Origin of the sequence: Paenibacillus sp. YPG26, assembly GCF_023704175.1 — a bacterium.
Lineage (GTDB): Bacteria > Bacillota > Bacilli > Paenibacillales > Paenibacillaceae > Fontibacillus.
Genome location: NZ_CP084530.1, coordinates 467,072 through 491,070, shown reverse-complemented (window position 1 = coordinate 491,070; position 23,999 = coordinate 467,072). Strand labels below are relative to the sequence as shown.

Below are 23,999 nucleotides of genomic sequence, written 5' to 3'. Positions count from 1 at the left end.
GTAATGAGACTACTAAAGCCATTTTTCCTAGTTACGGATATTGGATTCATTATCTACTGGATCGTCACCTATTTCCACATTATTCCTACCAGCTGGGCGTTCAAAGACTATAACAACCCTATTATTATCGCCTGGAACTGGTCCTTCTTCCCGCTGGATATCCTGATCTCAATCACAGGCCTAACCAGCCTGTACTTGTATCGTCAACAGCGCCCTGCTTGGAGAAGTGTGGCCTTGATATCCCTTGTTCTAACCTTTTGCTCGGGTCTTCAGGCCGTTGCATTTTGGGCGTTCAGTTACGACTTCGACATCACATGGTGGTTATTTAATCTGTATTTATTGATTTATCCGCTGTTCTTCATCAAGACTTGTATGCCGCCAGCGCAGCGTGAAGGTGAATATCAGGCTGAACTGAATTTAAGCAGCCGTTAATATGTCAAAATGAGCTCTGGAATAGAATCCAGGGCTCATTTTGCATATTATAGTATTCTCACAAGAACTGACGCCGATAGACTTATCGATAAGGCTTGATTATCTTTGTGACAACAGCTTCGGCATCCCGGCCAACTCCGCCAAGGAGAGCTGAACTGCGATTTCTCTGCCAAGGCATTCCCACATAATACAGTCCTGCCACTGGACTGACACCTTCATCATGGCGCGGCTTCCCCTTCTCATCTATAGCATCAGGGATATCAATCCAGCGGTAATCTGAATAGTAGCCCGTTGCCCAGATGATGTTCTTAACCGGAATTGAAGTGTTATCTTCAAATACGATATCACCATTAACAGCGGCCTTAGTACGCGGCTTGAGGTTCACACTGCCTTTTGCCAGAAGATTCTTCAGTTCATATCCAAAGACGGGATCAGGCTTATTGCGCAGCCACTGCCCGAATCTGGAATGTACACTAGCCTGATAGACCCTGAGCTTCCCAAACCACCAGAATATACTCTTTGACATGAGCTGGACAGGCATGAATCTGATCTTGTGACTTGCCGATAACGTCACGGGATATTGATCCGCCAATTCAACGGCGATTTGAGCCCCCGAGTTACCACCGCCCACAACCAGCATAGGTCCCTCCTGGAGTTGGGATGAGTTCCTGTAGTTAGCCGTATGTAACTGTATAACGTCACTTGATATAGAACCGGATATCTGTGGAATTAAAGGCTTTTGAAACGGGCCTGCGGCAACAATAACATGCCTTGATGAGAATTGCCCTTGATTCGTCTCTAGCAGAAAGCGATCTTCTGTCTTCGATACCTTAAGTACCTCGGTATTCAACTGAATGGGAAGCTCAAAATGCTTCGCGTAGCTATGTAAGTAGTCGGCAATCTCATCTTTCGCTGCATAACCATTAGGATCTCCTTCTAAAGAAAGTCCAGGCAATGCACTGTAGAATCGCGGTGTAAAGAGAATCAGACTATCATAACGCTCTCTCCACACGCTCCCTACTTGATGATGTTGATCTAGCAAAATAAACGACAAGCCCGATTGGCGTAGAAAATAACCCGCGGCAAGCCCTGCCTGCCCGGCACCGATCACAATTACATCATAGGATCGCACAATAAAGCCTCCTTATTCTGCTATACATTTTATGAGAGGTTAATAGGTTTGGAAATAAGACACTTTGTGATATGTTAAGAAAAGTGAATGTATAAGGAGTGAGATCTTGAAGTACTTGTACAAGTTGTTCCTAGGTTCTATTGTTATCATCATGCTTACCACCGCTTGTTCCTCCAAAAAAGAAGAATCTCACCACGCACATGTGGATACAGATCTTCTGGAAACAACCTCATCTTCAGAGGTGATGCCTGCATTCTTATCTAACCAGCCGGATGAAGTTCGCAGCGTGTATCGACTCGCAGCGGTCGCAGAGGATCTTCTCCAGTGGATACCTTGTTATTGCGGGTGCGGCGAAAGCCAAGGACATAAGAGCAATTTCAACTGCTTTATCCAGGAGATTAAGGATGATGGCTCGGTTATTTGGACGGATCATGGAACACGATGTGGGGTATGCTTACAGATTGCTGTTCAGTCGGCTCAAATGAAGAAGCAGGGAGCGTCATATCCCGAAATTCGCAGCCAGATTGATGAAACCTATAAATCAGGATTCGGTAAGCCGACAGATACACCAATGCCCCCTGCATAATAAGCTGTAACCCCCCATTAATTATTGTGGGGGGTTACAGTTGAATCCTGTATCAGGATCTAGAAGGATCACCAGAACGATACCAGCATATAGGCTGTCAGCACAGGCAGGCTAAATAAAACCAGGATGCCCGCCGCAGTCCTTCTATTCTTTCTATCCTGCCTGGACTCGTTCGCTTGGCTACGTCTAAATTGTTCTCCGCTTAAGAATATTCCTGAGATAACAGCCCCGATGATCAATGCCGAAGAGCCAACCCAACCTGCAGCCCGCAAGAAGAATTCATCACTTCCCTTAACCCAGGATAGAATACCAAGAACTAACGCTGCCGCTATCCCGCCTGCTAGACTATATAACTCGCGTCTCACTCTCTTCTCCCCCCACATATCCAAAGCTGCGTTTGGTATATTATAACACTTCCTGGCATCTCCGAACGGTTCATCTATCCTGAACAACAGACGGAAGTTAAGCGGATTCTGTCCGATGAACTTACCTATCCCATGAACTTATCTATCCCAGATCAGACTTACCACGGTCCCCTGCCCTGGGCTCGAGCGTACCTCGATTCGCCCGCCCATGGCTTGAACCAATTCTTTTGTCACCGCCATGCCGAGGCCGCTGCCCTCTATCTCGCTATCCGTACTCAATCCCCTGTAATAACGCTCGAACAAGCGCTCTATCGTCTGCCCATCCATGCCTTGACCGTTGTCCCTGAAATCAATGCGAACTCCCCCAAGCGGGCTGCTCCCGGACAGCTCTATATGCATGGTTGTACCTGGAGGATTATGATTCAGCGAGTTCGCTACAATGTTCCCGATTATGCGCTCCAGCCACGGCTGATAGACAGCCAACACAACCGGCTCAGCAGGTACGGTGCATTGAACCCGGCTGGGATCATAGGCCGGATGCTCTGCGGTCCGGGTTACACAGTCCGTCAACAGAACCCCGATGTCCTTCTCCTCGAAGGATACAGGAATGTCCCCGTTCTTTAGCCGGTAAGTCAGCCCAAGATCATTGATGAGCTTGTCCATATAGTAGGTCTTCTCCAGAATGATGGCCGCGAACTTCCGCATCTCCTCCTCAGACCAGCTGTACTGCTCGGCGGCCAGCATATGAGCGTAGCCTTGAACAGAGGACAGGGGTGTCTTGAGATCATGGGTAACTCCCGCAATCCACTCTTCCCTGTGCAGCTGTGTCTGTTCGGCTGTATCCCGCCCCGTCCGAAGTGCCGTAGTCAGGTTGCCAATCGACTCCATCACTTCACTAAACACCCGATAACCACGGCTCCTGCTCTTCCTCCCGCTTCCCCTCTTCATCGGAGCAGGATCGGTGTAATCTCCCATTCCCAGCCGTTCAATCGAGCCTAGAATATGGAGGATCGGTGTTCCGAACCGCTTAGCATACCACGCTGACAGGAAGATGAAGACCAGCAGGGAACAGAGGAGAAATGCGGCAATCCCCAGAATCATAACCTGCGCTTCCGGCGGCACATTCAGAATCGGGAGCGGTTCTATCTCGGAGTTCTCCATCGGATATTGGATGACCCAGGTTAGCCCCGTCCTCTTGTCATAACTTGAATCCATTACAGCACCATACCTGACTTGCTCGAAGGATCTCATAGCCAGCTCCTGTAAAGTATAGGATTCAGGCGCGTATGCAGGCTTTCCCCAAGCCGCTATCTGCTTTCCTTCCCGGCTTAGCACTTGAACCCATGCCTTTCTTTGGGTTAACAGTGAACTGCTGCTCTCGGAGAAAGACAGACTCTGATTCTTGAGCTCCCCATCATCAATAAGACGCACTAGCAAATCCTCGGTTGGAGACCTCGCGCCATACAGCAGGGTGTATAGATGCCCCTCCTTTTCCTGGATCCACAGGCCCAGCTTATAGGGGAACGGCTCACCACCGATCCAATAGTCCATCAGCTGTCCGGGAACATAGCGTGAAGGCAGATCATGGGGAGCATTAAAGGACTGGATAACATGTCCTTCCGCATCCAGGCTCTGCAGCCATCCCCCATCTTCGCGCAGCCGCTGCAATAGAACGGGGTCTGCAATGAGCCCCTTTGAATCAATGCTGGATTCCTCAATCAGCTTCGAGATTCCCAGTGGAGCAAAATTCCGGTTGAATTCAATGTCCTGGAACCGGGCCAGCATCCAGATCACGATAATTACTGCCAGTACAGCCAGCAGGGAGCCCGCCACAGCAAGCTGGACGGCGAACCTTATGGTTAATCGTCTGCGGATCATGCTAGGTTGTCCCCTTGGGCAGGATCAATTTGTAGCCCATCCCCCTGATATTCACCAGGTACTCGGGCTTCGACGGGTCTCTCTCAATCCTCTCGCGAATGCGGTGGATATGGACCATCACGGTGTTATCATCATGATATAACTCCTCTCCCCATACGCGGCGATAGAGCTCACTTTTGCTGAACAGCCGGTTGGGATGCTTGCACAGGAACAACAACAGCTGGAATACCAGTGCTGGACATGGCGAGACACTCCCCTCCACGGTTAGCGTGGCTTCCGACTCATCCACCTGAAAGCGGCCAAAGTTATAGATCCCGGCAGGCTGGCTGCTCTGCGGCTTCGCCTGTGTGTATCTCCGCAGCTGAGCCCGGATCCTAGCTACCACTTCCAGCGGGTTGAAAGGCTTCGTTATGTAATCATCTCCGCCTACAGCGAATCCCGACAGCTTGTCGAAATCCGAGGTCCTGGCTGTCAGGAACAAGATCGGCGCATCCGTGATCTGTCGTATGAAAGGGCAGATCTCCAGCCCGCTCAGACCCGGCATCATGACATCCAGCAGAATCATCTCATACCGCTGCTGCCCACAGGCGGCTAGCGCGGCTTCTCCATCAAATACCAGATCAATATGGGTGAAGCCTTCCTTACGAAGCACGGTAGCCATCATTTCCGCAATTGACCGTTCATCATCCACGATCAGAATCTTGGCATCATTCATTTGTCATCACCTTATCCAGAATATGCCTTTATTGTATCATGCTCATCTTATCCTCTGGGTACCGGAATCTTAATGGAGCCTTAATTATTAAGCTGATTGCAGGACAATCGTTAAGGAACAATTTATGCCCCGTTCGAGCTGCCGTAAGTCTGGTGCGATATACTGAGCCTATGAAGAAGCTTAGGAGGATGGATTCATGAACAGGAACTATGCAGATAAGTTCAAGTACCCGGGAATTCTTGCTGCTCCCCTGCTTGTAGCTGTTCTGGCTCTGGGAGGCTGCAGTACGGACAAGACAGGAGATAGGGAGGTACAGACCGTGAATCAGCCCCAAGAGGCGGACAAGAATACTACGGACAGAATCGGTGGAAAAGAGATTGCGGATCAATTGCTCGCCGGTGAATACGAGCGCCTATACGCCCAATTTGGAGAATCGCTGAAGTCGGTTGTTACCCTCAAGGATTTTCGGGCAATGGGTCAATCCTTCACAGAAGGTATCGCCTCTTTCAAGCTGTTATCCAGCCTGCGGATTAATGGATACGAATCTCTGGTGTGGAACGAACCCCAGGGAGGAAAGGGGCTGACTGCGGCTATTGATGGAAAGGGCACAATAATCGGAATTCAGATCTTGGACCATCCCGCCCATCCCGAGACCGATGCTGCCTACTCCAAGACGAAATTTAATTACCCTTTCCAGGAGGATTGGCTGGTCTATTGGGGAGGTCATAACCGGTTTCTTAACTATCACTACGAACATGAACAAGTGCGATATGCCTACGATTTCTTGAAAGTGAAGAACGGTTACTCTTACGAGGGTGACCCGAAGCTTAACACAAGCTATTTCGCCTTCGATCAGCCTGTGCTGGCCCCAGCAGACGGGGTGGTGATTGCGGTTACTGACGGTATTCCCGATAACGAGCCAGTAGGCACCATGAATGAAAAGCAGCCCGCGGGCAATGTGGTTACCATCCAGCATAACAGTGGGGAATACAGCACCCTTGCCCACTTCAAGAACGGCTCGATTCAAGTAAAAAAAGGCGATAGGGTAACGGCTGGACAGCTTCTGGGGAAATGCGGCAACTCGGGGAATTCCTCTGAGCCGCACATTCACTTCCAGGTCTCCGCCCAATCCGGCAAATCGATGACCACCATACCTGTCTCCTTCAAGGACGGCAAAAAGCCCATTCGCGCTGACATTGTAACTGGGACGAACCTAAATAAATAGCGAGGTGTGATGATGAAATCTATTCCCAAAAGGAAGATCCAAACTTCCCATGGCACTATGGAATATGCAGAGTCCGGCGAAGGAACCCCTACGGTTATCCTCATTAATGGAGGCAGCGGACCTATCGAGGGATGGATGAAGGTCTACCATGATATTGCCGATCAGACCCGCGTAGTGGCTTATAACCGGCTGGGCGTTGGCGGCAGCGACAAGCCGTCCACTCCCCAGCACGGGCAGGCCATCGTCGCTTCACTCAGGCAGCTGCTGCAAAAGATCGGAGTGCGCCCCCCTTATATTCTGGTTGGACACTCCCTGGGGGGATTCTATGCGAACTTGTTCGCCCGGCAATATGCGGCGGAGGTCGCCGGGGTCGTGCTGCTTGAATCCAGTCATGAGCTGGATCTGGCTATTAACCAGACCCAGGGGCCGTTCATCCGGGGCCTCAACCGGCTGCTCGGCATGTTCGACTCTCTATCCGCTCACCGCAAATGGAATGAGGTGAATTATGTTGAGGAGACAACGCGGCAGATCGCGGAGGCAGGTCCTTTTCCACAGATTCCCTTGTACGTGGTCTCCGGGGGGAAGAAGCCGCCAATGATGCCCGAAAGCGCCTTTGATACCCGACAAAGGAATCAGCTGAATCTGGTAGGATTAAGCCATCAAGGACAGCACATTATCGCGGCTAACAGCGGGCATTTCCCCCAGTTCACTGAACCCGAGCTTGTAAAAAAGGCCATCGCCGATTGTATTCATGCGGCCCGGAACTCTTGGGAAGCGTCTAAATAATAAGCGGAACTATTCATAGTTAGATTAATATTCATAACCTTTGACTTTTGCCCAAATCATCGTATCCGCTGGCGCGCCATGTTCATCCAGACTGGCATTCCGCAGTATGCCTTCCCTTGTGAACCCGGCCCGCTCGGCAACCCGGCGGCTCGCCTGATTATTAGCGTCACATCTAATCTCCAGCCTCTTCGCGTCCAGGTGGTTAACAGCAAAGGCGGTTACTCCCTGAACGGCTTCCCCTGCCAGACCCTGACCTGTACGCGAGGTTCTTATCCAATACCCGATTTCAAAACTGCGAATCTCCCAGTCCAGACGATGCAGCCCGCTGCTTCCAACGAACCGGCCCGTGGTCTTATCGAACAGGTGCAGGACCAGATCCGTCCGTTCTAGAAAGTTAAGTCTAGCCTTGCGTACATAAGCCTCCGATTCCTCTAGAGATGGAAGACTCCTGGCAAAAGGCAGCCAAGGGCGAAGCTCATTAACACTCTCGTGAATAGCTTCATTGATACAAGCTCCCTCCCCGAATCGGGGAGCCCGCAGGATCAGGCGTTCCGTCTCGAACTCTTCTGGGAACGATAATAAGATAGGGTTACTCATCTAAATTTCCTCCTAATTCGTAGTATATTCCGCAACGCACAAGCGGCCTTTCATTTCCAGCATAGATTATAGAATCTTCGAAATGAAAGGAAGTGTGTTCATGGGGGCAATACATGGACGGCGTCTACTGCCGAGATTGGCTCTTTTTAGTGAGGAAGACTTTCGAGGAAGAAGAATCGTGTTCAGAGGGAGCGTAGCGATCCGCAATATCGAGCGAATCTTTGACGAGCCCGAGAGCTTAAGATTCCGGTCCAACGGCAGAGGTGCTACCCTGGTGCTATTCTCGCGCAGCAATTTCAGGGGCAGATTCCGGGTCATCCGGACAAGCAGAAGCATTGCTGATTTGGAGAGAACACTCGGCTTTGAAGTGAATTCCATTATCCTGTCGAGCAACCGGTTAACGTTAGAAGAGATCAGGCTGATTCGGCGCACGGGAAATCTACCCGGCGGATTCCTCGTCATTTAAGATCGTGAGCTTGAAGAACCGCCCTGCCAGGGCGGTTCTTCTGCCTTTTTCCCATAGCCGCTGCAACAACTGCCCATACATACCCTAATCATAACTCCGCAGCAGTAAATAAACATTATATTTGAACACCCCCTATGCGATTTCCATTTCTTGTCTTAAAATTAGAATATTCATATGTTCGAATATATTGAGGCAAAAAGGAGATTATGTATTTCATGTTAGAGAGTCATTATCACTCAGATTCTTCATCAGTCAAAAGCCCCCGCCATCTGCAAGCAGACTGCGAGAACTGTTTTGGCTTATGCTGCACAGCACTGCCCTTCGCGGCATCCGTGGACTTCGCAGTGGACAAGCCGGCCGGGCAGCCCTGTCACCATCTACAGTCCGACTTCCGCTGCGGTGTTCATAATAACCTGAGGCCGTTAGGATTTCGTGGGTGTACGGTATATGACTGCTTTGGCGCAGGACAACAGGTATCCCAGGTTACCTATGGGGGACGTGACTGGCGTGCCCATCCTGAATCGGCCAAGCAAATGTACGAGGTATTTCCCGTAATGTGGCAGCTCCACGAGCTGCTCTGGTATCTGAACGAAGCGTTAACCCTGGAGCCTGCACGTGAAATCCGGGATGAGCTTGAACTCGCTCTTGCCGAGACCGAACACCTGACCCAGCTCACTCCGGACTCTCTTGTTCAGCTTGATGTGGCAGCCCACCGGGCCAAGGTTAATATTCTGCTGCTAAGGACAAGCGAGCTTGTACGTGAGGAAGCCAAGCTTAAGTATAAGCAATCTCAAGGTCGCCCGAAGAAAGGGATTGGCCGGGGCGCAGACCTGATTGCGGCCAAGCTCAAAGGTGCCAATCTTAGTGGAGCCAATCTGCGGGGGGCCTACTTGATTGCCGCCGATCTGAGAGAGGCCGACCTCAGAGGAGCAGATCTGATTGGGGCGGACCTCCGGGATACCGACCTTAGGGGAGCCAATCTATCGCACAGTATCTTCCTAACTCAAGCCCAAGTGAATGCTGCCAAGGGCGATGCAGCGACACAGCTGCCCCTCTCTCTCATTCATCCGGCACACTGGCCGAGCTCGGGCAAGTGACAGAGAGGAACTCAATTCCCATGTGACCTCGCACTCTGACAATATGTTGTGAGGGTGCGAGGTCCAAGCTAGGTTTCGAGGGTATTCTAAGTGACCATTTCTAATTCTGCTGTCCCAGGCTGAGAACACTCAGAATAAATTGGATTGGAGGCACTGGATATGAGTTCTGACAACACAGCCCCAGAAGCCATCTCTGGCAAAGAGGAGCTTCCTGTGCTCAGTACCCGCGCCCTCAACCGGGCCCTGCTGGCAAGACAAATGCTTCTGTGCCGCGAGGAGCTGCCTTCCCTTGAGGCCATAGAGCGGCTAGCCGGGCTGCAAGCCCAGTCTCCGAGCGCCCCCTACTTCGCACTCTGGGCGCGGCTTGAGACATTTAATCCAGAGGAATTATCCCATCTTCTTCAGGAGAAAAAGGCGGTGCGCATAGCCTTGATGCGCTCCACCATTCATCTGGTATCCGCAGGGGATTGCCTGTCTTTCCGGCCTAATCTGCAACCGGTGCTGGACCGCAGCTTGCAAGGTGCCTTCGGCAAGGCTCTAACAGGCCTTAATCTTAATGAGCTGGCCTCCAGAGGAAGGGACCTCGTGGAAGAGACTCCATTAACCGCTCAGCAGCTTGGCCAAAGCCTGCAGGTCATCTACCCTGGATACGAACCTTCCGCTCTCTCGGCTGCCGTGCGAAATTCAGTTCCGCTCGTGCAGCTGCCGCCCCGCGGATTATGGGGGAAGAGCGGGCAGGCCGTTCATACCTCTGCGGAGAAATGGCTAGGCCAGCCGCTATCCCCCGTGTCGTCCGCAGATCAGATGGTGGTTCGTTATCTCGCCGCCTTCGGTCCGGCTTCAGTGAAGGATATTCAAGTCTGGTCAGGACTCACCCGGCTGAGTGAGGCTGTGGAGCGTCTTAGGCCGCAGCTGATCACATTTCGAGATGAACACGGATCCGAGCTGTTCGATCTGCCAGGAGCACCAAGACCTGATCCTAGTACGCCTGCACCTCCACGGTTCCTGGGTGAATTCGACAATATGCTGCTATCCTACGCCGATCGTACGCGAATCATCGACAAGAACATTCAGCCTCGTGTATGTACCAAGAACGGCTTGGTCAGGCCCACTTTGCTTCTGGGTGGGTTCGTCTGTGGAACTTGGACCCTCAAGCGTGAGAGAGGACGTGCAGTCCTTCTAATTGAGCCCTTTAAGCCGCTAACGATTCAAGAGAAGGAGGCTCTAACTGAAGAAGGCGCACGATTGCTTCACTTTGCCGCAGCGAGTGCTAAATCTCATGACATCCGGTTTGAGGACATTTGATCGCCTTTGGTTGTATAGATTTGCAACAGTATACTCGCCATGATGTGACTTACGGCTGACCGATAACGCAGCATTCCCGCATATACAAAGAAATCCCGGACCGCCTCAGCAGTCCGGGATTTCTTTGTTACGCAGCTATATAATTCAGCACGACTTCCTATTAAGCTGTTGCTACGTCCAGGTCCACATCCTTGTCGAACACTTCTTTGTCATTCTCACCAAGAATCTTACCTGTAATTACACCAGCTGTAATAGAATCGTTGACGTTCAGAGCCGTACGGCCCATATCGATCAGCGGCTCAACCGAGATTAAGAGACCGGCCAGCGCAACCGGCAGGTTCATCGTGGAGAGCACGATCAGGGAAGCGAAGGTTGCTCCGCCACCGACTCCGGCTACCCCGAATGAACTGATGGTTACCACAAGAATCAGGGTCAGGATGAAATCCCAGCTAAGCGGATCTATGCCGACAGTTGGCGCGATCATGACAGCCAGCATCGCAGGATAAATCCCGGCGCAGCCATTCTGGCCGATGGTAGCCCCGAAGCTCGCCGCCAGGTTGGCGATCCCTGTTGGAACGCCAAGCTTCTTCGTCTGTGTCTCCACATTAAGCGGAATCGTTGCCGCGCTTGAACGTGAAGTGAACGCGAACACAAGCGTTGGAAGCACCTTGCGAACGTATCTGACCGGATTGTAGCCGAACAAGGCCAGCAGAATCAGGTGGATAATGAACATAATGATAAGTGCCACATAAGAAGCCCCTACGAACTTGATCAGCTTCACGATCGAATCCGCATTCGTCGTGGCAATCGTCTTCGCCATCAGGGCTAGAATCCCGTAAGGGGTTAGTCTGAGCACCAGGGTTACAATGCGCATAACTACGGCGTATACGGCATCTACTATTTTACGAAAAGTGTCTGCCTGCTCCGGCTTCTTCTTATCCAGACCCAGTACAGCAATCCCGATGAATGCGGAGAAAATAACGACAGCCAGCGTAGAAGAACGGCGGGCTCCGGTCATATCCTCGAACGGATTGGTAGGAATAAATTCAAGAATTTGCTGAGGAATCGTCAGATCCTTCACATCACCAAGGCGTTCCTCCAGCTTCGCGCCCTGCTGCTGCTCTTTATCCCCGCTCTGGATCTCGATCGCCTTCAGGTTGAAGCTAAGGCTCGTTACAATACTTACAGACGCCGCAATGGCGGTGGTAATCAGCAGTACAGCAATGATTGAAGCACTGATCTTGCCCAGGTTCTGCTTGCCCTTCAGGTTCATGATCGCCGAGATGATCGACACCATAATCAGTGGCACAACAATCATCTGAAGAAGTCCCACATAACCGTAACCAATCAGATTGAACCAATCTGTTGACTTGGCCACCACTTCTGAATCAGGCTTCGATACAAGCTGCAAAATAACCCCGAATACAATCCCCAGGCCCAGCCCGGCAAATACACGCTTGGTAAATGATACATGCTTCTTCTGCAGCCACAGTAAAAAGCCCACAAGAACCAGCATAACAACTACGTTGAGTATGACCCAAAATGTAGTCATAATAAATATCCCCCTCTTATCGCACTAATTATGAATGATTACCCGGATCTGGTACACAGAGAATCCTTACAGCACCAGAAAGATGATGTGCCTGATTATTGTATCATAATGTATACTAAATTTATAGGATTAATTTCAGTATGTTTTGATGTATATGCACAAGCACCGAAATCATGCCTGAAGAGCCGAAAAGCAAAAAACTCATCCCCCGAACTAGCAGAGGATGAGTCCATCTATCTGTCAATATAAGCCTTGCCTTGGAGCTGCTTACTTGGAAGCTTTAATCTCACTTAGCTGCACGAGCGATGCCTCACCTACAAAGTCGGCCATCGATTTGATGTCCAATCGGGATGCCGCAGCAGGTACGAATGAGCCTTCTCCGGACCGGAGCTTGAACTCTACTGTTCTTGGCTGACCCGGAACCAGATCGAAGAAGTTGTCGGAGAAAATGCCTTCTTCCGGTGTGGATAGCCATACCTGTCTGGCCAAGGTGTCCGTCTCCAGTGTATAGACTGTACCGCCGCTCTCATCTGTGGCTTCGGTCAGCTTGATATTCGGCTTAACCAGCTTAAGCTCTTTCTCAGGTGCCAGGTAATGCTCTCTTGCCGCAATGACGTCTCCGCCCTGCTTCAGCACCGCTGTCAGGATTACGTCATGAGAATCCAGGCCGCCCAGCAGCTCATTCCTTGTGATATGGAATACTTCTGTAGATTCGCCCGCACCCAGGGCAACTGAATGTACCTTCTGAAGGATCAGTTCTCCAGAGAGCTTGCGAAGCTCGGTAACAAGCTCAGCCTGAATCACCGTTCCAAGATCCGATACAGCATAGAAGTTAATGTCGTCCCCGACCGATTGTACAATAACCACCACAGGGGCAAAGCTTCGCTTCACCGCATACTGCAGTGCTTTCCAGCGCCCTTGATAATCCATTCCGGCCCATGAAGCCACTGGCCAGCAGTCGTTCATCTGCCAGTACAGCGTCCCCATGCAGTAAGGCTTGCTGCGGCGGTGCGCTTCAATAGCCATGGTAATCGCCTCAGCCTGCAGAACCTGGCTCATATACAGGAATGACTTAAAGTTCTTGGGCTCAGGCAGATACATATCCATGTATTCCTTAATTAGCAGATTCCCGCGGCCATTCTTCTGGTGGGCCAGCATAATCTCGGATTCGAGCTCCAGCGCCTCTTCCGGTGCATATTCAAGAACCGACTTCAACTCAGGGAAGGACTGGAAGCCGTATTCGCTCATGAAGCGCCCTACATTCTTGTTGTAGTTCTCGAAAGGCTCAATCGCATGCCACACACCCCAATAGTGAATATCCCCGTCTCCGGTTGTCTTATGCGCGTGCTGCTCTTGGTCCCCGGTCAGATTGCGGAGCGGAGAAGATGGCCAGTATGCAATGTTCCCGGACAGCTCAGAGACAACCTCCGGCAGCAGCTTATGGAAGATCGCTTCATAATCCGCCCACAGCTTCTCACGCATCTCGGGACTGTAATCCTTCTTCCAGCCCCAGCCTGCGTCCTCCACATAGTGCGCCCAAGCCGAATCAATCTCATTATTCCCACACCAGAGGGCTAAGGAGGGGTGGTTGCGAAGACGCTTCACATTATCTACCGCCTCTGCGCGAACGCTATTTAAGAAAGCCTCATCTCCGGGATACATACTGCAGGCGAACATGAAGTCCTGCCATACCAACAGGCCATACTCATCACACAGCTCATAGAAGACGTCCTCTTCATAAATACCGCCGCCCCATACACGGAGCATGTTCATGTTCGATTCCACCGCAGTGACAATCTCATGAAGATACCGCTCACGAGTGACCTCTGCCGTAAAGCTGTCATTTGGAATGTGGTTCGCACCCTTCACATAGACAGGTACCCCGTTCAGCTGGAAATAGAAGGATACCCCCGCTTCATCCCTTTCACGGATGAGCTTCAGATCTCTCAATCCTGTCCGAACGGATTTCTTCGCAAGCTCCTCCTCTTCGAACAGCAGTTCAGCTTGGAACGTGTACATATGGGCTTCACCTAACCCCTGACACCACCATAGATCTGGACTTGCGAGTTCCACATCCGCAGACACCGTAGACTGGCCGGCAGTAATCTGGACTGGCTGCTCCCACTGCTTACCGCCTGCCGTTATGCGAAGCGTGCCCGCCCAGTTCGCCTCAGCATTCACTTCGGCTACAGCCGTAAGCTTGGCCGCTTCGGCAGTCACTTCGTCCTGGCGAATATACAGATCGGTAATCTGAAGCTGTGACCATCCTTCGAGCCGGACTTCACGCCAGATGCCGCTGGTCACAAAGCGCGGTCCCCAGTCCCAGCCATAGTGGTAAGGGGCCTTCCTTGCAAAAATACTTACCCTCTTATTCTCTAGCCCGCCAAGCTCAGACTGGTCATTCGGTGCCGGAAGGGCATACCCCAGCTTCTCAAGCTTAGGAAGATCCTCATGAATCGGTGAACGAAAACGAATCCGAAGTTGATTAAGCCCCGGCTTAAGCTGCTCCTTCACATCAACTTTCCAGATCCGGAACATATTATCAGCCGCCAGAATCGGCTGCTCGTTCAGGTACACATCCGCATAGGTATCCAGACCTTCAAATACCAGATCGATCCGGGTTAACCCGAGCAGCTCGGGTCCTGCCTCAAATTCTGATTGGTACTCCCAGTCCTTCTTGTCAATCCACTGCAGATCGTGCTCATTCGTTCCATAGAATGGATCAGGAATTAGTCCGTTTCGCAGTAAATCTGTATGCACGCAGCCAGGCACTACCGCAGAACGCCACTGCTGCTCATCACATGCTCTAAAAGTCCAATTGTTGAGTTGTTGAATCATTACTTAGTTCCTCCCTGCGTTTGGGATAACACTCTTGCATTTCATAACAAATGTAGCATCTGTTAGGGATAATTACAATAACAAATTTGCAAATACTTCAATTATGTTATTCAATTTGTTAGGTTAAATGATAGGAAAAATAATAACAAAAAAAGCCTTTCCTGTTAGAAAAGGCTTTCCATGCAGTCTACATCCTCCTGCTATCTCTGGGCGATTCGGACTGAATTCAATGCTTCATTCCATTCTCTTCATGAACAATGATCTCTGTGGAGACCATCTTGCGCTCATTCGCATGGTGAGGATTCTGAATCCGCCACAGAATCTGGTCAACCGCACGCATCCCCAGCTGCTCCTTGTTCACCTCGGCAGTGGCGAGTAGCGGCAGCTCCTCATTGAGATTGTCAAAGCCGGTTACTACGCAGCGCCCTGGCACCTTAATTCCTTTAGCCGTCAGGGCCTCAATTGTAAATGAAGCCATGATGTCATTCGCACACAAAAATACCTCAGGAAGCTCCCGCGGCTTCATATCCATAATCGTCTGGGCAAGCTCTTCTCTTGCCGGAGAGATCAAGCCTTCAGCTTGATTCCCCTCAATTCCCTTCTCTTCAAGAAAGGCCCGGTAAGCCGTCCACCTCTCCCGGAAGCTTGGCGCGTAACCAGGATATCCGACGAATTGAAAGTCCCTGTAGCCTTTATTTAATAGATAATTCATAATCTCGTTAATGGACATAAAGTTATCTGTGAAGACCGTATCACATTTCAGAACAGGGTCCATATGGTCAATCATAACCACCGGAATCTTCAAGCGGTCAATCTCGGTCAGAATGGAAGAGGAGACGGTTCCTACCGTAATCACTCCACTTACCGCATCCGGATTGATCAGCGAGAAAATATCTTCTGTCGAAGGCTCAGTCAGCGTAATAATATCGATCCCCTTCTCATTCAGCCGGGCCGAGACTCCATCAAAGATGGGCCCCCAATATAAAGAATCCCGGTTCTGGAACCTGATATTCGGGAATAGAACCAGAATGTTCCCCTTCCAGCTGCCGCCGCCCTCCGGGGCCGGCGCTGGCGTGACACGCTTAGGTCTATTCTTGAAATACCCAAGTTCAGCGGCTGCCTGTAGTATCGTATCTCTTGTCTTCTCACTGACTCCCGATTTCCCGGCAAGCGCGCGGGAGACCGCGAACTTGGATACACCTACAAAGTCTGCAATCTCCTGAACAGTAACTTTGCCCTTCATCCGATCACCTATTCCCGTGTTTTCACTTCATACCTAAATTACTGTTCATATTATCACAAAATATGACCCCCTTAGCAATACAAAAACAAACAAAACACATAAATAACTAACATTTTGTTTTCTTGTTAGGCCAGCACTTCCTCATAAAAAATTAAACAGACTACCCCGGAACTCCAAGGCAATCTGCTTAGTCAGGGAATATTACCGGCCAGGGCTATACTCCAATAAATTGAAGTAGTTCCTGTAGAACTCATTATTCCGGATCAGTTCCTCATGATTCCCGCAAGCATCAATTTGTCCATTCTTTAGCACAATGATCTTGTCGGCATCCTTAATCGACGTAAGCTTGTGGGAGATAATGATTCTTGTACACTCTATTTCTTTGAGGTATTCATCAATCTGCTTCTCATTCTTGTAATCCAGCGAGCTGGTCGCTTCATCAAAGACGATGAACTTCGGGTTGTTGATCAGGGCTCTGGCTATGGCAATCCTTTGCTTCTGCCCACCGGATAGATTGGTTCCCGATTCCGATACTAAGGTATTGAACTTCATCGGCATGTCCATGATATCCTCGTAAATGTTAGCCTTCATAGCTGCCTTCTCCAGCTCTTCCTCTGTCACTTCCACATCATGAAGGATAATATTCTCTCTGATTGTCTTATTGAACAGCGTGATTTCCTGCGGTACAATCCCGATCAGACTTTTCAGGTATTTGGTATCAATATCAAAGCTGTCATAACCGTCAAAATAGACATTTCCCGAGTTTGGGGGATATAGTCCAACTATTATTTTGGCTAATGTGCTCTTTCCGCTGCCGCTTTCTCCCACCAGGGCCACTTTTTCTCCCGCATTGATCTGCAGGGTTATCCCGCTTAACACAGAGCCTTTGCCGTATTTATAGCTGACATTGTCTAATCGGATATTCCCATGGAGGACAGGCCGTACCCCATTGGGATTAGCCTTCTCTTCCTCTTCGGCTAACACGTCATGAACTCTGCTCAAATACATGGTCGAAGTAACAAAAGAGGAATACAGCTGAAATAATGATTTGCAAATGGTGAACAGCTGGATCGACAGGGTGTACAGCATCACAATTTCCCCTGTTGTTAACATCCCCTGCAGATAGAGATAGGCGCCTAACCAGATTACCAATAACGGGGATAACGTCTCAAATGCCCCGATCGAGGTCTGGATATAGTTAGAGAAGTTCTCTTTGCGTTTAACCGAAGCAATAAAGTTCTCCAGCTTTTTCTTCCACTCTTTGTATACCAGTCCCTCAATTCCGTTGATCTTCACGGAGAAAATGTTGAAAATCATCTCATTCTGGTTAGCATGAAGTTTCGAGGTATTCATAACCTCATTATTGGTGAATCGGGTCAAGTATTTGGTATTCACGAGAAGCAGCAGGCCGTAGATGATAATCAGGGTGCAGCACAATAGGGCAATAACCTCGGAGAAGACGAACATGTAGATAAGCACAAATAACATAAAGAATAGATTCATTGCGCTTGTTATGACTTCTGTAGATAACGTGTTCCTTATTACCCGGATACTAGAGGCGCTGTATAATATATCTCCTGATGAACGGGATTGGAAGAAATGGTACGGCAGCTTGAGTAAATGGGAAAAGAAGTCATCCATGAATTTGAAGTCCACGTTGTTATTGAGATACAGCACGGATTTGCCTTGGACCAGCCTGATGACGGTCTGAAATGCGACAACAAGAAGTGCCGAAATCAAGACAAGATTTACACTCAGCGTATTGTTAGTTAACCGGTCAATAATCTCCTGCATAAAATAACTCAAAATTAACGTTATTCCGTACAAGAAGATAGATGAGAACAGGAATATGACGATAAACTTCTTATTGTCCAGAATGTATTTCAGATACGGACGCCACACATTTACTCTCTTTCGTACCTCGGTCTGCTCAGTGCGGTTCACTTCTATAATGTAGTTGCTGAATTTCTCGTTGAATTCCTCATAGGAGATTCTGACCTTATCGAGCCCGGCCGGATCATAGATCCAGACGCCTTTCTTGTCAAATTTCTCAATCACAACGAAGTGCTTCTCTTCCCAAAAGGCAATACAAGGCAGCCCGAAATTAGCTGTGTCCGTGGCTTCAATCTCGTAGGTTCTGGCCTCAAGATTCAGCTTGTCACAGATCTCCATGATATCGAGCAGGCTTAACCCGTCTCTTCCTGTATTCCCGATCTCCCTTAATTCTCTCAGCGTTACATGTAACCCATGATAGCCGGAGATCATCGCTAAGCAGCAATATCCACATTCAGTCTGATGTAATTGTCCCACCATTCTTATCCTGTTCTTCACGTGTATGCTCTCCTGTTATAGATTAGTAGACAACTTGATACCATCAGACTTCAAGATACAGAATCTTAGGAACATCGTACCCTAACATAGTTATCAGGAAATATACTAGGCCAGCTTCACCTAAATAAAGACCGAGGGATTCTGTATGTACGCCCAGCCCGCCCACATATTCGTCCCCGCTCCGCGGGAGATGGAAGCCGTCACCAGCTGAGTGGTGAGCATGGTCCATAATCAGCAGATTCCCAAGATATCCATGGCATAGTGAGTAGTTGGTGAATTCCCGAGTGGATCCTAGCGAACGGTCCCTCAATTCGTCTAACATTAACATTTCGGCCGGGAGCTTGCGACTCAATTCCATTCTGGAAATATACATACCCGGTGAGCCTTGGCACCAATAATCTTCACTATAGATATTGTCGTTCTTCCTCGTATCGGACCATTTACCGCTTACCCTATCGTACTTGTTATTCTCCAAGAGGATTAATTCCTCGAGCTTGGTGTCCGGTACAGCTGTATAGGAAGCTGCCAGATTAAGAGCAAATACAATACCCGAATAACCGTGCGCAAAACCTGTGCGATAGTCCTCATTAGCTTTGTGCGTCTCAAGTTCAAGCAGGATATAGTCCGTGATCTTGCCGATACTCTCCGTCAGTTCCGCTGAAGCTGACTCCTTGTTAACTCTGCACAAAATCACCAGCAGGCTGCTTATACCGCTTACAAAATCTATTTCCGCCCTTTGCTTCTCTATGATGCTGACTACTTTCGCCGAGAACTGGATGGCCAAGCCGGCCGCTCTGGAGATCAGCTCTGTGTCATTTCGCAATCTTCCCAGATAGAGATAGGTATATATAATTGAACCTGTATTCCCGAAGCCGCACACATTATTCTCATGCTCAAGAACCTTGTGTTCATTCTCCATGATGTCTTCAAGGAGGAGAGAATAATAAGGCTCGTATTTCTCTGAATCGATAAATTCTGACAGCAGGCCGAATAGAATCGTCATGCCTGTAATCCCGTCATATAAGCCGTACAGCATATAACCTAGCTTTGCCTTTTGTCCGGTATCTGTAACGTGTGAGAACCACTGGATCCGGCCACTTGGCAGCCTGGTTGATTTATTCAGGATATCTTCTGCCCAATACTCGATCTGGTGTCGGATTTCCGGCTTGTCATCCCTGCTAATCCTCAGTAATTTAGCTGTATCCACATATTTGTTATCCGCATCTGTCTTGGACAATTCAAAGCCTAAGGACAGTCTTATAATTTTAATTTGCAGCTTCAAGTCATCGTCATTCAGGCGAATGATTTTATCCTTTGCACTATCCAGTGGAGAAATACGGAAGTAATTAGGGATCTGAATCTCGTTAATCCTAATAGTAGTACTGCCAATGCTGGTATAGAAGTATGGGACATCGTCATTGACAAGACTTCTGATCTCCTCATGAATGATATCCAACCGGAACTTGTCCGTCTGATGTTCATATAACAGGTTAAATAATTCTTTTCTTTTATCCGGACTTACCAAGTATTTAGGATACCTGGACATACTAAGGAATTCGGAATAGGTCTGCGTTGCCCGTAGAACCACTCTTATCGTGTCATCTTTGAACATATGAATAGCATCCACAAATTCACCCTTGGCATTGCGGATGAGATTGTAACAATACGAGAATCCTTCACAAATCTCCTCAATGTAGTTGACCGCTTCTATCCTCTGTCCCTCGAAGACTGGAATGTTGCTTTTGCCATCTACAATAAAGGGCTGTTGGACAAACTGCATCTCATCACTCTTATTGTTCACCAGCTTCAACGAGGAATATAGAGAGGATACCTGCCCTTCTTTCCCGGATAAGCCGCTAATCTCGAAATCCAGTATTTCTCCAAAATCCATCGGGAGCATCATGGTGGACAGGACGGATGTCTGATAAGATCTCGAAAGCTCATCCTCTTCTTCTTGAGGCACGATATTGGAGAAGAAGGTCTCAATATCCACTAACACGGGATAGGCCCCATGGGCAATCAGATTCTCGTAGTGGAAGTCATTGGCGTTCAATATGTACATCAGGGCGATATTCATCCCTTGTCTATAATAGAAATCATGAGCGGACTCAAGACCGTCTAACTCTTCATTGTCCATATATTCCTGCCAGCCGTACCCTTGCCTGCATATCACCTTAGGGTACCTTAGCTGCTGATGGAGATGGCTGCTCTTGGAATTGATCCATTCCAGCAGTTCATTGAAATGCTGCTCTATATAAAGTGTTTTGGGCTTGTACACTAAATTTCCCATGTTAGTTTCAACGATAACTACACTTTTTCCGTTGTTATGTGAATCTCCGAATCCGAACTTATACCCGGTAATAACAAAGTCTACCTGGAAAAATGTGTTCTTCAAATCCGTGTAATCGTTAATAATAGAAGTTAGAATATGGTAATGCTGCTCTGCGATCTGGTTAAAGTTCAATACGATGAGTGACAGCATCTCGGGGTATTCTTCCAATATTTCAAAGAAACCCTCTTCATTACCCAAAATCTCGTCATCGAAGAAGGAATACCTCTCTTCCTTCGTATCTCCCTGTAACACACCACTAAGTCTGTTGATATTCAGCTCTGTTAATAAGGTGTTGGAGGACACTTCTCTAATCTTGTAAATTACCTCATCCATAATTACTTGAAGATAAGTAGACTGTACCGGATATACAACTGTAAAACCGCTGAAATGCTCCTCGATAACCCGCTTCAGACAAGAATAAAAGGGGGCATAATAATTACGAAAGTACTCTTCTGATAGTCCAGTTTCCTTCGAATTATGGCTAAAATATTCTTTAAGAGAAATTTTCAGATCGTCATTATTCTTAATCGCCGGAAAAGAACAAATACTGTTCATCATATTAGCCCCTTTATCTCAGAAGTGTTGAATCGAATTTAAGCCAGGCAAATTGGTAAAGTTGGTACGACTTTGACTAACCTGCCTATGACTCTATAACTTAAGTAGTCCCTACCCTAGCACTTGCTTGTGCAAGCTGTTGATGGACAGAATGCGGCGGAAGCCACACCACAGATCCAAGAAGAAGTTGTAATCGGGATTGCTGCCCCTACTTTATCTTGAAGTTCTCTTTCTTCCTTCTCGCAGATAAAAGTGTTATTTGCCAAAACTTCTCTTCTGATTTCTCTTTTTGTCATAATTAATCATCCCTTCGTCATGTTATTTTTTTTGGTTCTTATATGTTAACTTTGTGTCAAAGTCGTACCCTTGTTAGGTTCATATGAGTCTTCTAATGTGAATATAGATAGTAATACTTCCCCTTCCGGGCCAGTAACTCTTCATGTGTTCCTTCTTCTACAATTTCTCCCTTTTCCATCAGATAGATGCGGTCACAGCTCTTTATGGTCTCCAGACGGTGAGCCACAATGATGGCAATGTTATCTTGACCGAGAATATTGCTCATAATTTGTTTCTCCGTAGTGTAATCGAGATAGCTTGTACCCTCATCAAAGATTAATACTGTAGGATTATTAAGTATCGCCCGGGCTATCGCGATTCGCTGCCGTTGTCCGCCTGATAGATCTACGCCGGAATCGGTAGGCACCGTATAATATCCCATAGGGAATTTGGCGATATCTTGATCGAGACAGGCACCTTTTGCTGCCCTGATGACATCTTCCTCTGTATAAGAGAATCGTTGTGCGCGTATATTTTCAAAAATTGTATCCGAGTACACATGCATATCCTGAAGCACGCTGGATACCTGTTCACTCAGAGAAATTGTATTAATCTCATTAAGGGGGACATTATTGTAGTAAATAGGCAGCTCCTTCTCTCTGTACAGTCCTGCCAACAGCTTCACCAGCGTGCTTTTTCCGCAGCCCGTTAAGCCTACAATCGCTATTTTCTCCCCGCGGTTTATGGTCATATTAATATCTTTGAGAATCAGATTCGCATCCTTGGTATAGGAGAAATTCAGATTCCTCACTTCGATTGACTTGATCTTGTCAATTTCCCGGGTCCCGTTGACCTCTTCCGGATGTAATACAATATCGTTGATTCGCTCAATGAAGCTGGCGTTAACCATATACTCACTATAAGTACCAACAATTTGACTTAGTAAGGAGATGGACATAATCGTGAAGGTCTGGGCTATAACAATATCGCCCAACGTGATCTTCTGATAGATGACCAGGAAGAAGCCGATCAAGAGCACAATCAACGGAATAACAATATTCATGGTGTTCGTGAACGAGGAGATGATCCCCTGATAGAACTGCTTTTGCTTCCTGATTTTTTGCAATTGAGAGAATACATCCTGCCACTTTGCAAAGATCTCATTCTCAGAACGCATAACTTTAGTTAGCTGAATGGAATGCAGCGTCTCGATTTGAATGCTGTTAGACATGGAGTTCAGCGAGAACTCCTGCTGACTCAGCTCTTTGATCCTGCTCGATACACTGTATATAATCACTTGATTCACAATCAGCAGAATAACATGCACCAAGAATAGATCCATAGATATGGAGAATACATAGCCGACCAACAGAATAAATAAGCCGACATCAAAGAACATTTTGATATATTTATCTAATAAAAAGTCTTTTAACAAGTTCACACTACCCAAGCTGGTCAATAACTCGCCGTTCGTACGGGACTCAAAGAAAGAATACGGCAGGCTGAGCGTCTTCTTGAATGCCTCAGATACAATCTTCTTCTCCGTATCCACTCTAAGAGATAACGATACAAGCTCCCGGACAAAGGCTGCCGCAAATACAATAACTAGAAATAACAAGAAAACCATCACAAAATTGCTGAATGTACTCAAGTGTCCTTGTATATCCCCCGAGGCCATGGCACCCGTTATGCTATTGATTAGTCTCTTCGAATATTCAGCAGAAAATATAGTAACTACATACATAAATACGGATAAGAGCAAGCTTGCTATAATTTTGTTGGTCGACGATTTTATGGAAGAGATGAAGAACTGCCATTTGTGCTTGAACTTAACTTTGGGCACCTTGATTGAATTATCCAATTGCCCTGTCTCTAACAAAATGTTCGAGAACCTTGCCAGCAGTTCATCTTCCGAGTACGTCTTCCTGCCCAGTTCCGGATCTACGACATAGTACTTGTTATTCTTGATCTGCTCGAGCACTACGAAATGCTTGTATTCCCAGAAAAGAATGGACGGGAGCTGCACCTTCTTCAGAGCGTCAGCTGCATTCTCCGCATTTACTTTCAGAACCTTCGCCTGGTAATTATATTTCTGCAGGTATGCCTTCATCTGAAAGATATTGACTCCGTCTCTTATGGAGCCAATATCATTACGAATATCTCTAAGCTCGATATTACAGCCGTAATAGTCCAAAATCATTTTGGTACAGATGAGCCCGCATTCATTGGGCTGCAGCTGCCGAATAACTTTAATCCTCTTCACCGGGCACCTCCTATGAAGTTAATTT

The 23,999-nt window shown here is 48.1% G+C and carries 19 protein-coding genes; 7 read left to right on the top strand and 12 right to left on the bottom strand.

Going from position 1 to position 23,999, the window contains the following annotated elements:
• Window positions 1-3: 3 nt before the first annotated feature.
• Window positions 4-432 carry a YvaD family protein gene (locus tag LDO05_RS02175; protein WP_251377286.1) on the top strand — a complete coding sequence of 143 codons (429 nt, stop codon included), beginning with the start codon at window positions 4-6 and terminating at the stop codon, window positions 430-432.
• An 82-nt stretch (window positions 433-514) separates the two neighbouring features.
• Here the strand turns inward: LDO05_RS02175 and LDO05_RS02170 are convergent, their stop codons facing one another.
• The gene (locus LDO05_RS02170) at window positions 515-1,564 is read right to left on the bottom strand and encodes a flavin-containing monooxygenase (protein WP_251377285.1); all 1,050 of its coding nucleotides are present in this window, start codon (window positions 1,562-1,564) and stop codon (window positions 515-517) included.
• 106 nt (window positions 1,565-1,670) lie between these two features.
• On the opposite strand from LDO05_RS02170, the gene LDO05_RS02165 reads away from it, so the two are divergent.
• The gene (locus tag LDO05_RS02165) at window positions 1,671-2,150 is read left to right on the top strand and encodes a PCYCGC motif-containing (lipo)protein (protein WP_346657608.1); all 480 of its coding nucleotides are present in this window, start codon (window positions 1,671-1,673) and stop codon (window positions 2,148-2,150) included.
• Window positions 2,151-2,218: 68 nt separating this feature from the next.
• Here LDO05_RS02165 and LDO05_RS02160 read toward each other — a convergent pair whose 3' ends face one another.
• The 3 genes from LDO05_RS02160 to LDO05_RS02150 form a co-directional block, all read right to left on the bottom strand.
• Complete coding sequence (locus LDO05_RS02160) at window positions 2,219-2,515, bottom strand: DUF5316 family protein (protein ID WP_251377284.1); 297 nt, start codon at window positions 2,513-2,515, stop codon at window positions 2,219-2,221.
• Window positions 2,516-2,653: 138 nt separating this feature from the next.
• Window positions 2,654-4,393, bottom strand: coding sequence for a sensor histidine kinase (locus tag LDO05_RS02155; protein ID WP_251377283.1), 1,740 nt, complete (start codon window positions 4,391-4,393; stop codon window positions 2,654-2,656).
• Window position 4,394: 1 nt separating this feature from the next.
• Complete coding sequence (locus LDO05_RS02150) at window positions 4,395-5,108, bottom strand: response regulator transcription factor (RefSeq protein ID WP_251377282.1); 714 nt, start codon at window positions 5,106-5,108, stop codon at window positions 4,395-4,397.
• 196 nt (window positions 5,109-5,304) lie between these two features.
• Between LDO05_RS02150 and LDO05_RS02145 the strand changes: the two genes are divergently transcribed.
• Together LDO05_RS02145 and LDO05_RS02140 are read left to right on the top strand one after the other, a co-directional pair.
• Window positions 5,305-6,333 (top strand): M23 family metallopeptidase, encoded by a 1,029-nt coding sequence (locus LDO05_RS02145; protein WP_251377281.1) that lies wholly within the window; start codon window positions 5,305-5,307, stop codon window positions 6,331-6,333.
• 57 nt (window positions 6,334-6,390) lie between these two features.
• Entirely contained in the window at window positions 6,391-7,119 is a 729-nt protein-coding gene (locus LDO05_RS02140) for an alpha/beta fold hydrolase (protein ID WP_251377280.1), read from the top strand.
• A gap of 24 nt (window positions 7,120-7,143) precedes the next feature.
• Here LDO05_RS02140 and LDO05_RS02135 read toward each other — a convergent pair whose 3' ends face one another.
• Window positions 7,144-7,716, bottom strand: a complete 573-nt coding sequence (locus tag LDO05_RS02135; protein ID WP_251377279.1) for a GNAT family N-acetyltransferase — start codon at window positions 7,714-7,716, stop codon at window positions 7,144-7,146.
• A gap of 100 nt (window positions 7,717-7,816) precedes the next feature.
• Between LDO05_RS02135 and LDO05_RS02130 the strand changes: the two genes are divergently transcribed.
• The 3 genes from LDO05_RS02130 to LDO05_RS02120 all read left to right on the top strand — a co-directional run bounded on the left by LDO05_RS02130 (window position 7,817) and on the right by LDO05_RS02120 (window position 10,584).
• Entirely contained in the window at window positions 7,817-8,182 is a 366-nt protein-coding gene (locus LDO05_RS02130) for a hypothetical protein (RefSeq protein WP_251377278.1), read from the top strand.
• A 215-nt stretch (window positions 8,183-8,397) separates the two neighbouring features.
• A complete protein-coding gene (locus LDO05_RS02125) occupies window positions 8,398-9,279 on the top strand; it encodes a pentapeptide repeat-containing protein (RefSeq protein ID WP_251377277.1) in 882 nt (293 codons plus the stop codon).
• Window positions 9,280-9,438: 159 nt separating this feature from the next.
• A complete protein-coding gene (locus tag LDO05_RS02120; protein ID WP_251377276.1) occupies window positions 9,439-10,584 on the top strand; it encodes a winged helix DNA-binding domain-containing protein in 1,146 nt (381 codons plus the stop codon).
• A 160-nt stretch (window positions 10,585-10,744) separates the two neighbouring features.
• Here LDO05_RS02120 and LDO05_RS02115 read toward each other — a convergent pair whose 3' ends face one another.
• The 7 genes from LDO05_RS02115 to LDO05_RS02085 form a co-directional block, all read right to left on the bottom strand.
• Entirely contained in the window at window positions 10,745-12,136 is a 1,392-nt protein-coding gene (locus LDO05_RS02115) for an L-cystine transporter (protein WP_251377275.1), read from the bottom strand.
• A 267-nt stretch (window positions 12,137-12,403) separates the two neighbouring features.
• Entirely contained in the window at window positions 12,404-14,974 is a 2,571-nt protein-coding gene (locus LDO05_RS02110; RefSeq protein WP_251377274.1) for a beta-mannosidase, read from the bottom strand.
• A gap of 226 nt (window positions 14,975-15,200) precedes the next feature.
• On the bottom strand, window positions 15,201-16,217 hold the full coding sequence (locus LDO05_RS02105; RefSeq protein ID WP_251377273.1) for a LacI family DNA-binding transcriptional regulator: 1,017 nt from the start codon (window positions 16,215-16,217) through the stop codon (window positions 15,201-15,203).
• Window positions 16,218-16,418: 201 nt separating this feature from the next.
• Window positions 16,419-18,548 carry a peptidase domain-containing ABC transporter gene (locus LDO05_RS02100; RefSeq protein ID WP_251377272.1) on the bottom strand — a complete coding sequence of 710 codons (2,130 nt, stop codon included), beginning with the start codon at window positions 18,546-18,548 and terminating at the stop codon, window positions 16,419-16,421.
• A gap of 43 nt (window positions 18,549-18,591) precedes the next feature.
• On the bottom strand, window positions 18,592-21,438 hold the full coding sequence (lanM, locus tag LDO05_RS02095) for a type 2 lanthipeptide synthetase LanM (RefSeq protein ID WP_251377271.1): 2,847 nt from the start codon (window positions 21,436-21,438) through the stop codon (window positions 18,592-18,594).
• Between the two features lie 113 nt (window positions 21,439-21,551).
• Window positions 21,552-21,731 carry a class II lanthipeptide, LchA2/BrtA2 family gene (locus LDO05_RS02090; RefSeq protein WP_251377270.1) on the bottom strand — a complete coding sequence of 60 codons (180 nt, stop codon included), beginning with the start codon at window positions 21,729-21,731 and terminating at the stop codon, window positions 21,552-21,554.
• 92 nt (window positions 21,732-21,823) lie between these two features.
• Window positions 21,824-23,974, bottom strand: a complete 2,151-nt coding sequence (locus tag LDO05_RS02085; protein WP_251377269.1) for a peptidase domain-containing ABC transporter — start codon at window positions 23,972-23,974, stop codon at window positions 21,824-21,826.
• Between the last annotated feature and the right edge of the window lie 25 nt (window positions 23,975-23,999).

Coding starts and splice junctions, on each gene's coding strand:
- LDO05_RS02125 (WP_251377277.1), top strand. CDS start 8,398: ATGTTAGAGAGTCATTATCACTCAGATTCTTCATCAGTCAAAAGCCCC.
- LDO05_RS02115 (WP_251377275.1), bottom strand. CDS start 12,136: ATGACTACATTTTGGGTCATACTCAACGTAGTTGTTATGCTGGTTCTT.
- LDO05_RS02175 (WP_251377286.1), top strand. CDS start 4: ATGAGACTACTAAAGCCATTTTTCCTAGTTACGGATATTGGATTCATT.
- LDO05_RS02120 (WP_251377276.1), top strand. CDS start 9,439: ATGAGTTCTGACAACACAGCCCCAGAAGCCATCTCTGGCAAAGAGGAG.
- lanM (WP_251377271.1), bottom strand. CDS start 21,438: ATGATGAACAGTATTTGTTCTTTTCCGGCGATTAAGAATAATGACGAT.
- LDO05_RS02090 (WP_251377270.1), bottom strand. CDS start 21,731: ATGACAAAAAGAGAAATCAGAAGAGAAGTTTTGGCAAATAACACTTTT.
- LDO05_RS02105 (WP_251377273.1), bottom strand. CDS start 16,217: ATGAAGGGCAAAGTTACTGTTCAGGAGATTGCAGACTTTGTAGGTGTA.
- LDO05_RS02145 (WP_251377281.1), top strand. CDS start 5,305: ATGAACAGGAACTATGCAGATAAGTTCAAGTACCCGGGAATTCTTGCT.
- LDO05_RS02135 (WP_251377279.1), bottom strand. CDS start 7,716: ATGAGTAACCCTATCTTATTATCGTTCCCAGAAGAGTTCGAGACGGAA.
- LDO05_RS02150 (WP_251377282.1), bottom strand. CDS start 5,108: ATGAATGATGCCAAGATTCTGATCGTGGATGATGAACGGTCAATTGCG.
- LDO05_RS02155 (WP_251377283.1), bottom strand. CDS start 4,393: ATGATCCGCAGACGATTAACCATAAGGTTCGCCGTCCAGCTTGCTGTG.
- LDO05_RS02130 (WP_251377278.1), top strand. CDS start 7,817: ATGGGGGCAATACATGGACGGCGTCTACTGCCGAGATTGGCTCTTTTT.
- LDO05_RS02140 (WP_251377280.1), top strand. CDS start 6,391: ATGGAATATGCAGAGTCCGGCGAAGGAACCCCTACGGTTATCCTCATT.
- LDO05_RS02110 (WP_251377274.1), bottom strand. CDS start 14,974: ATGATTCAACAACTCAACAATTGGACTTTTAGAGCATGTGATGAGCAG.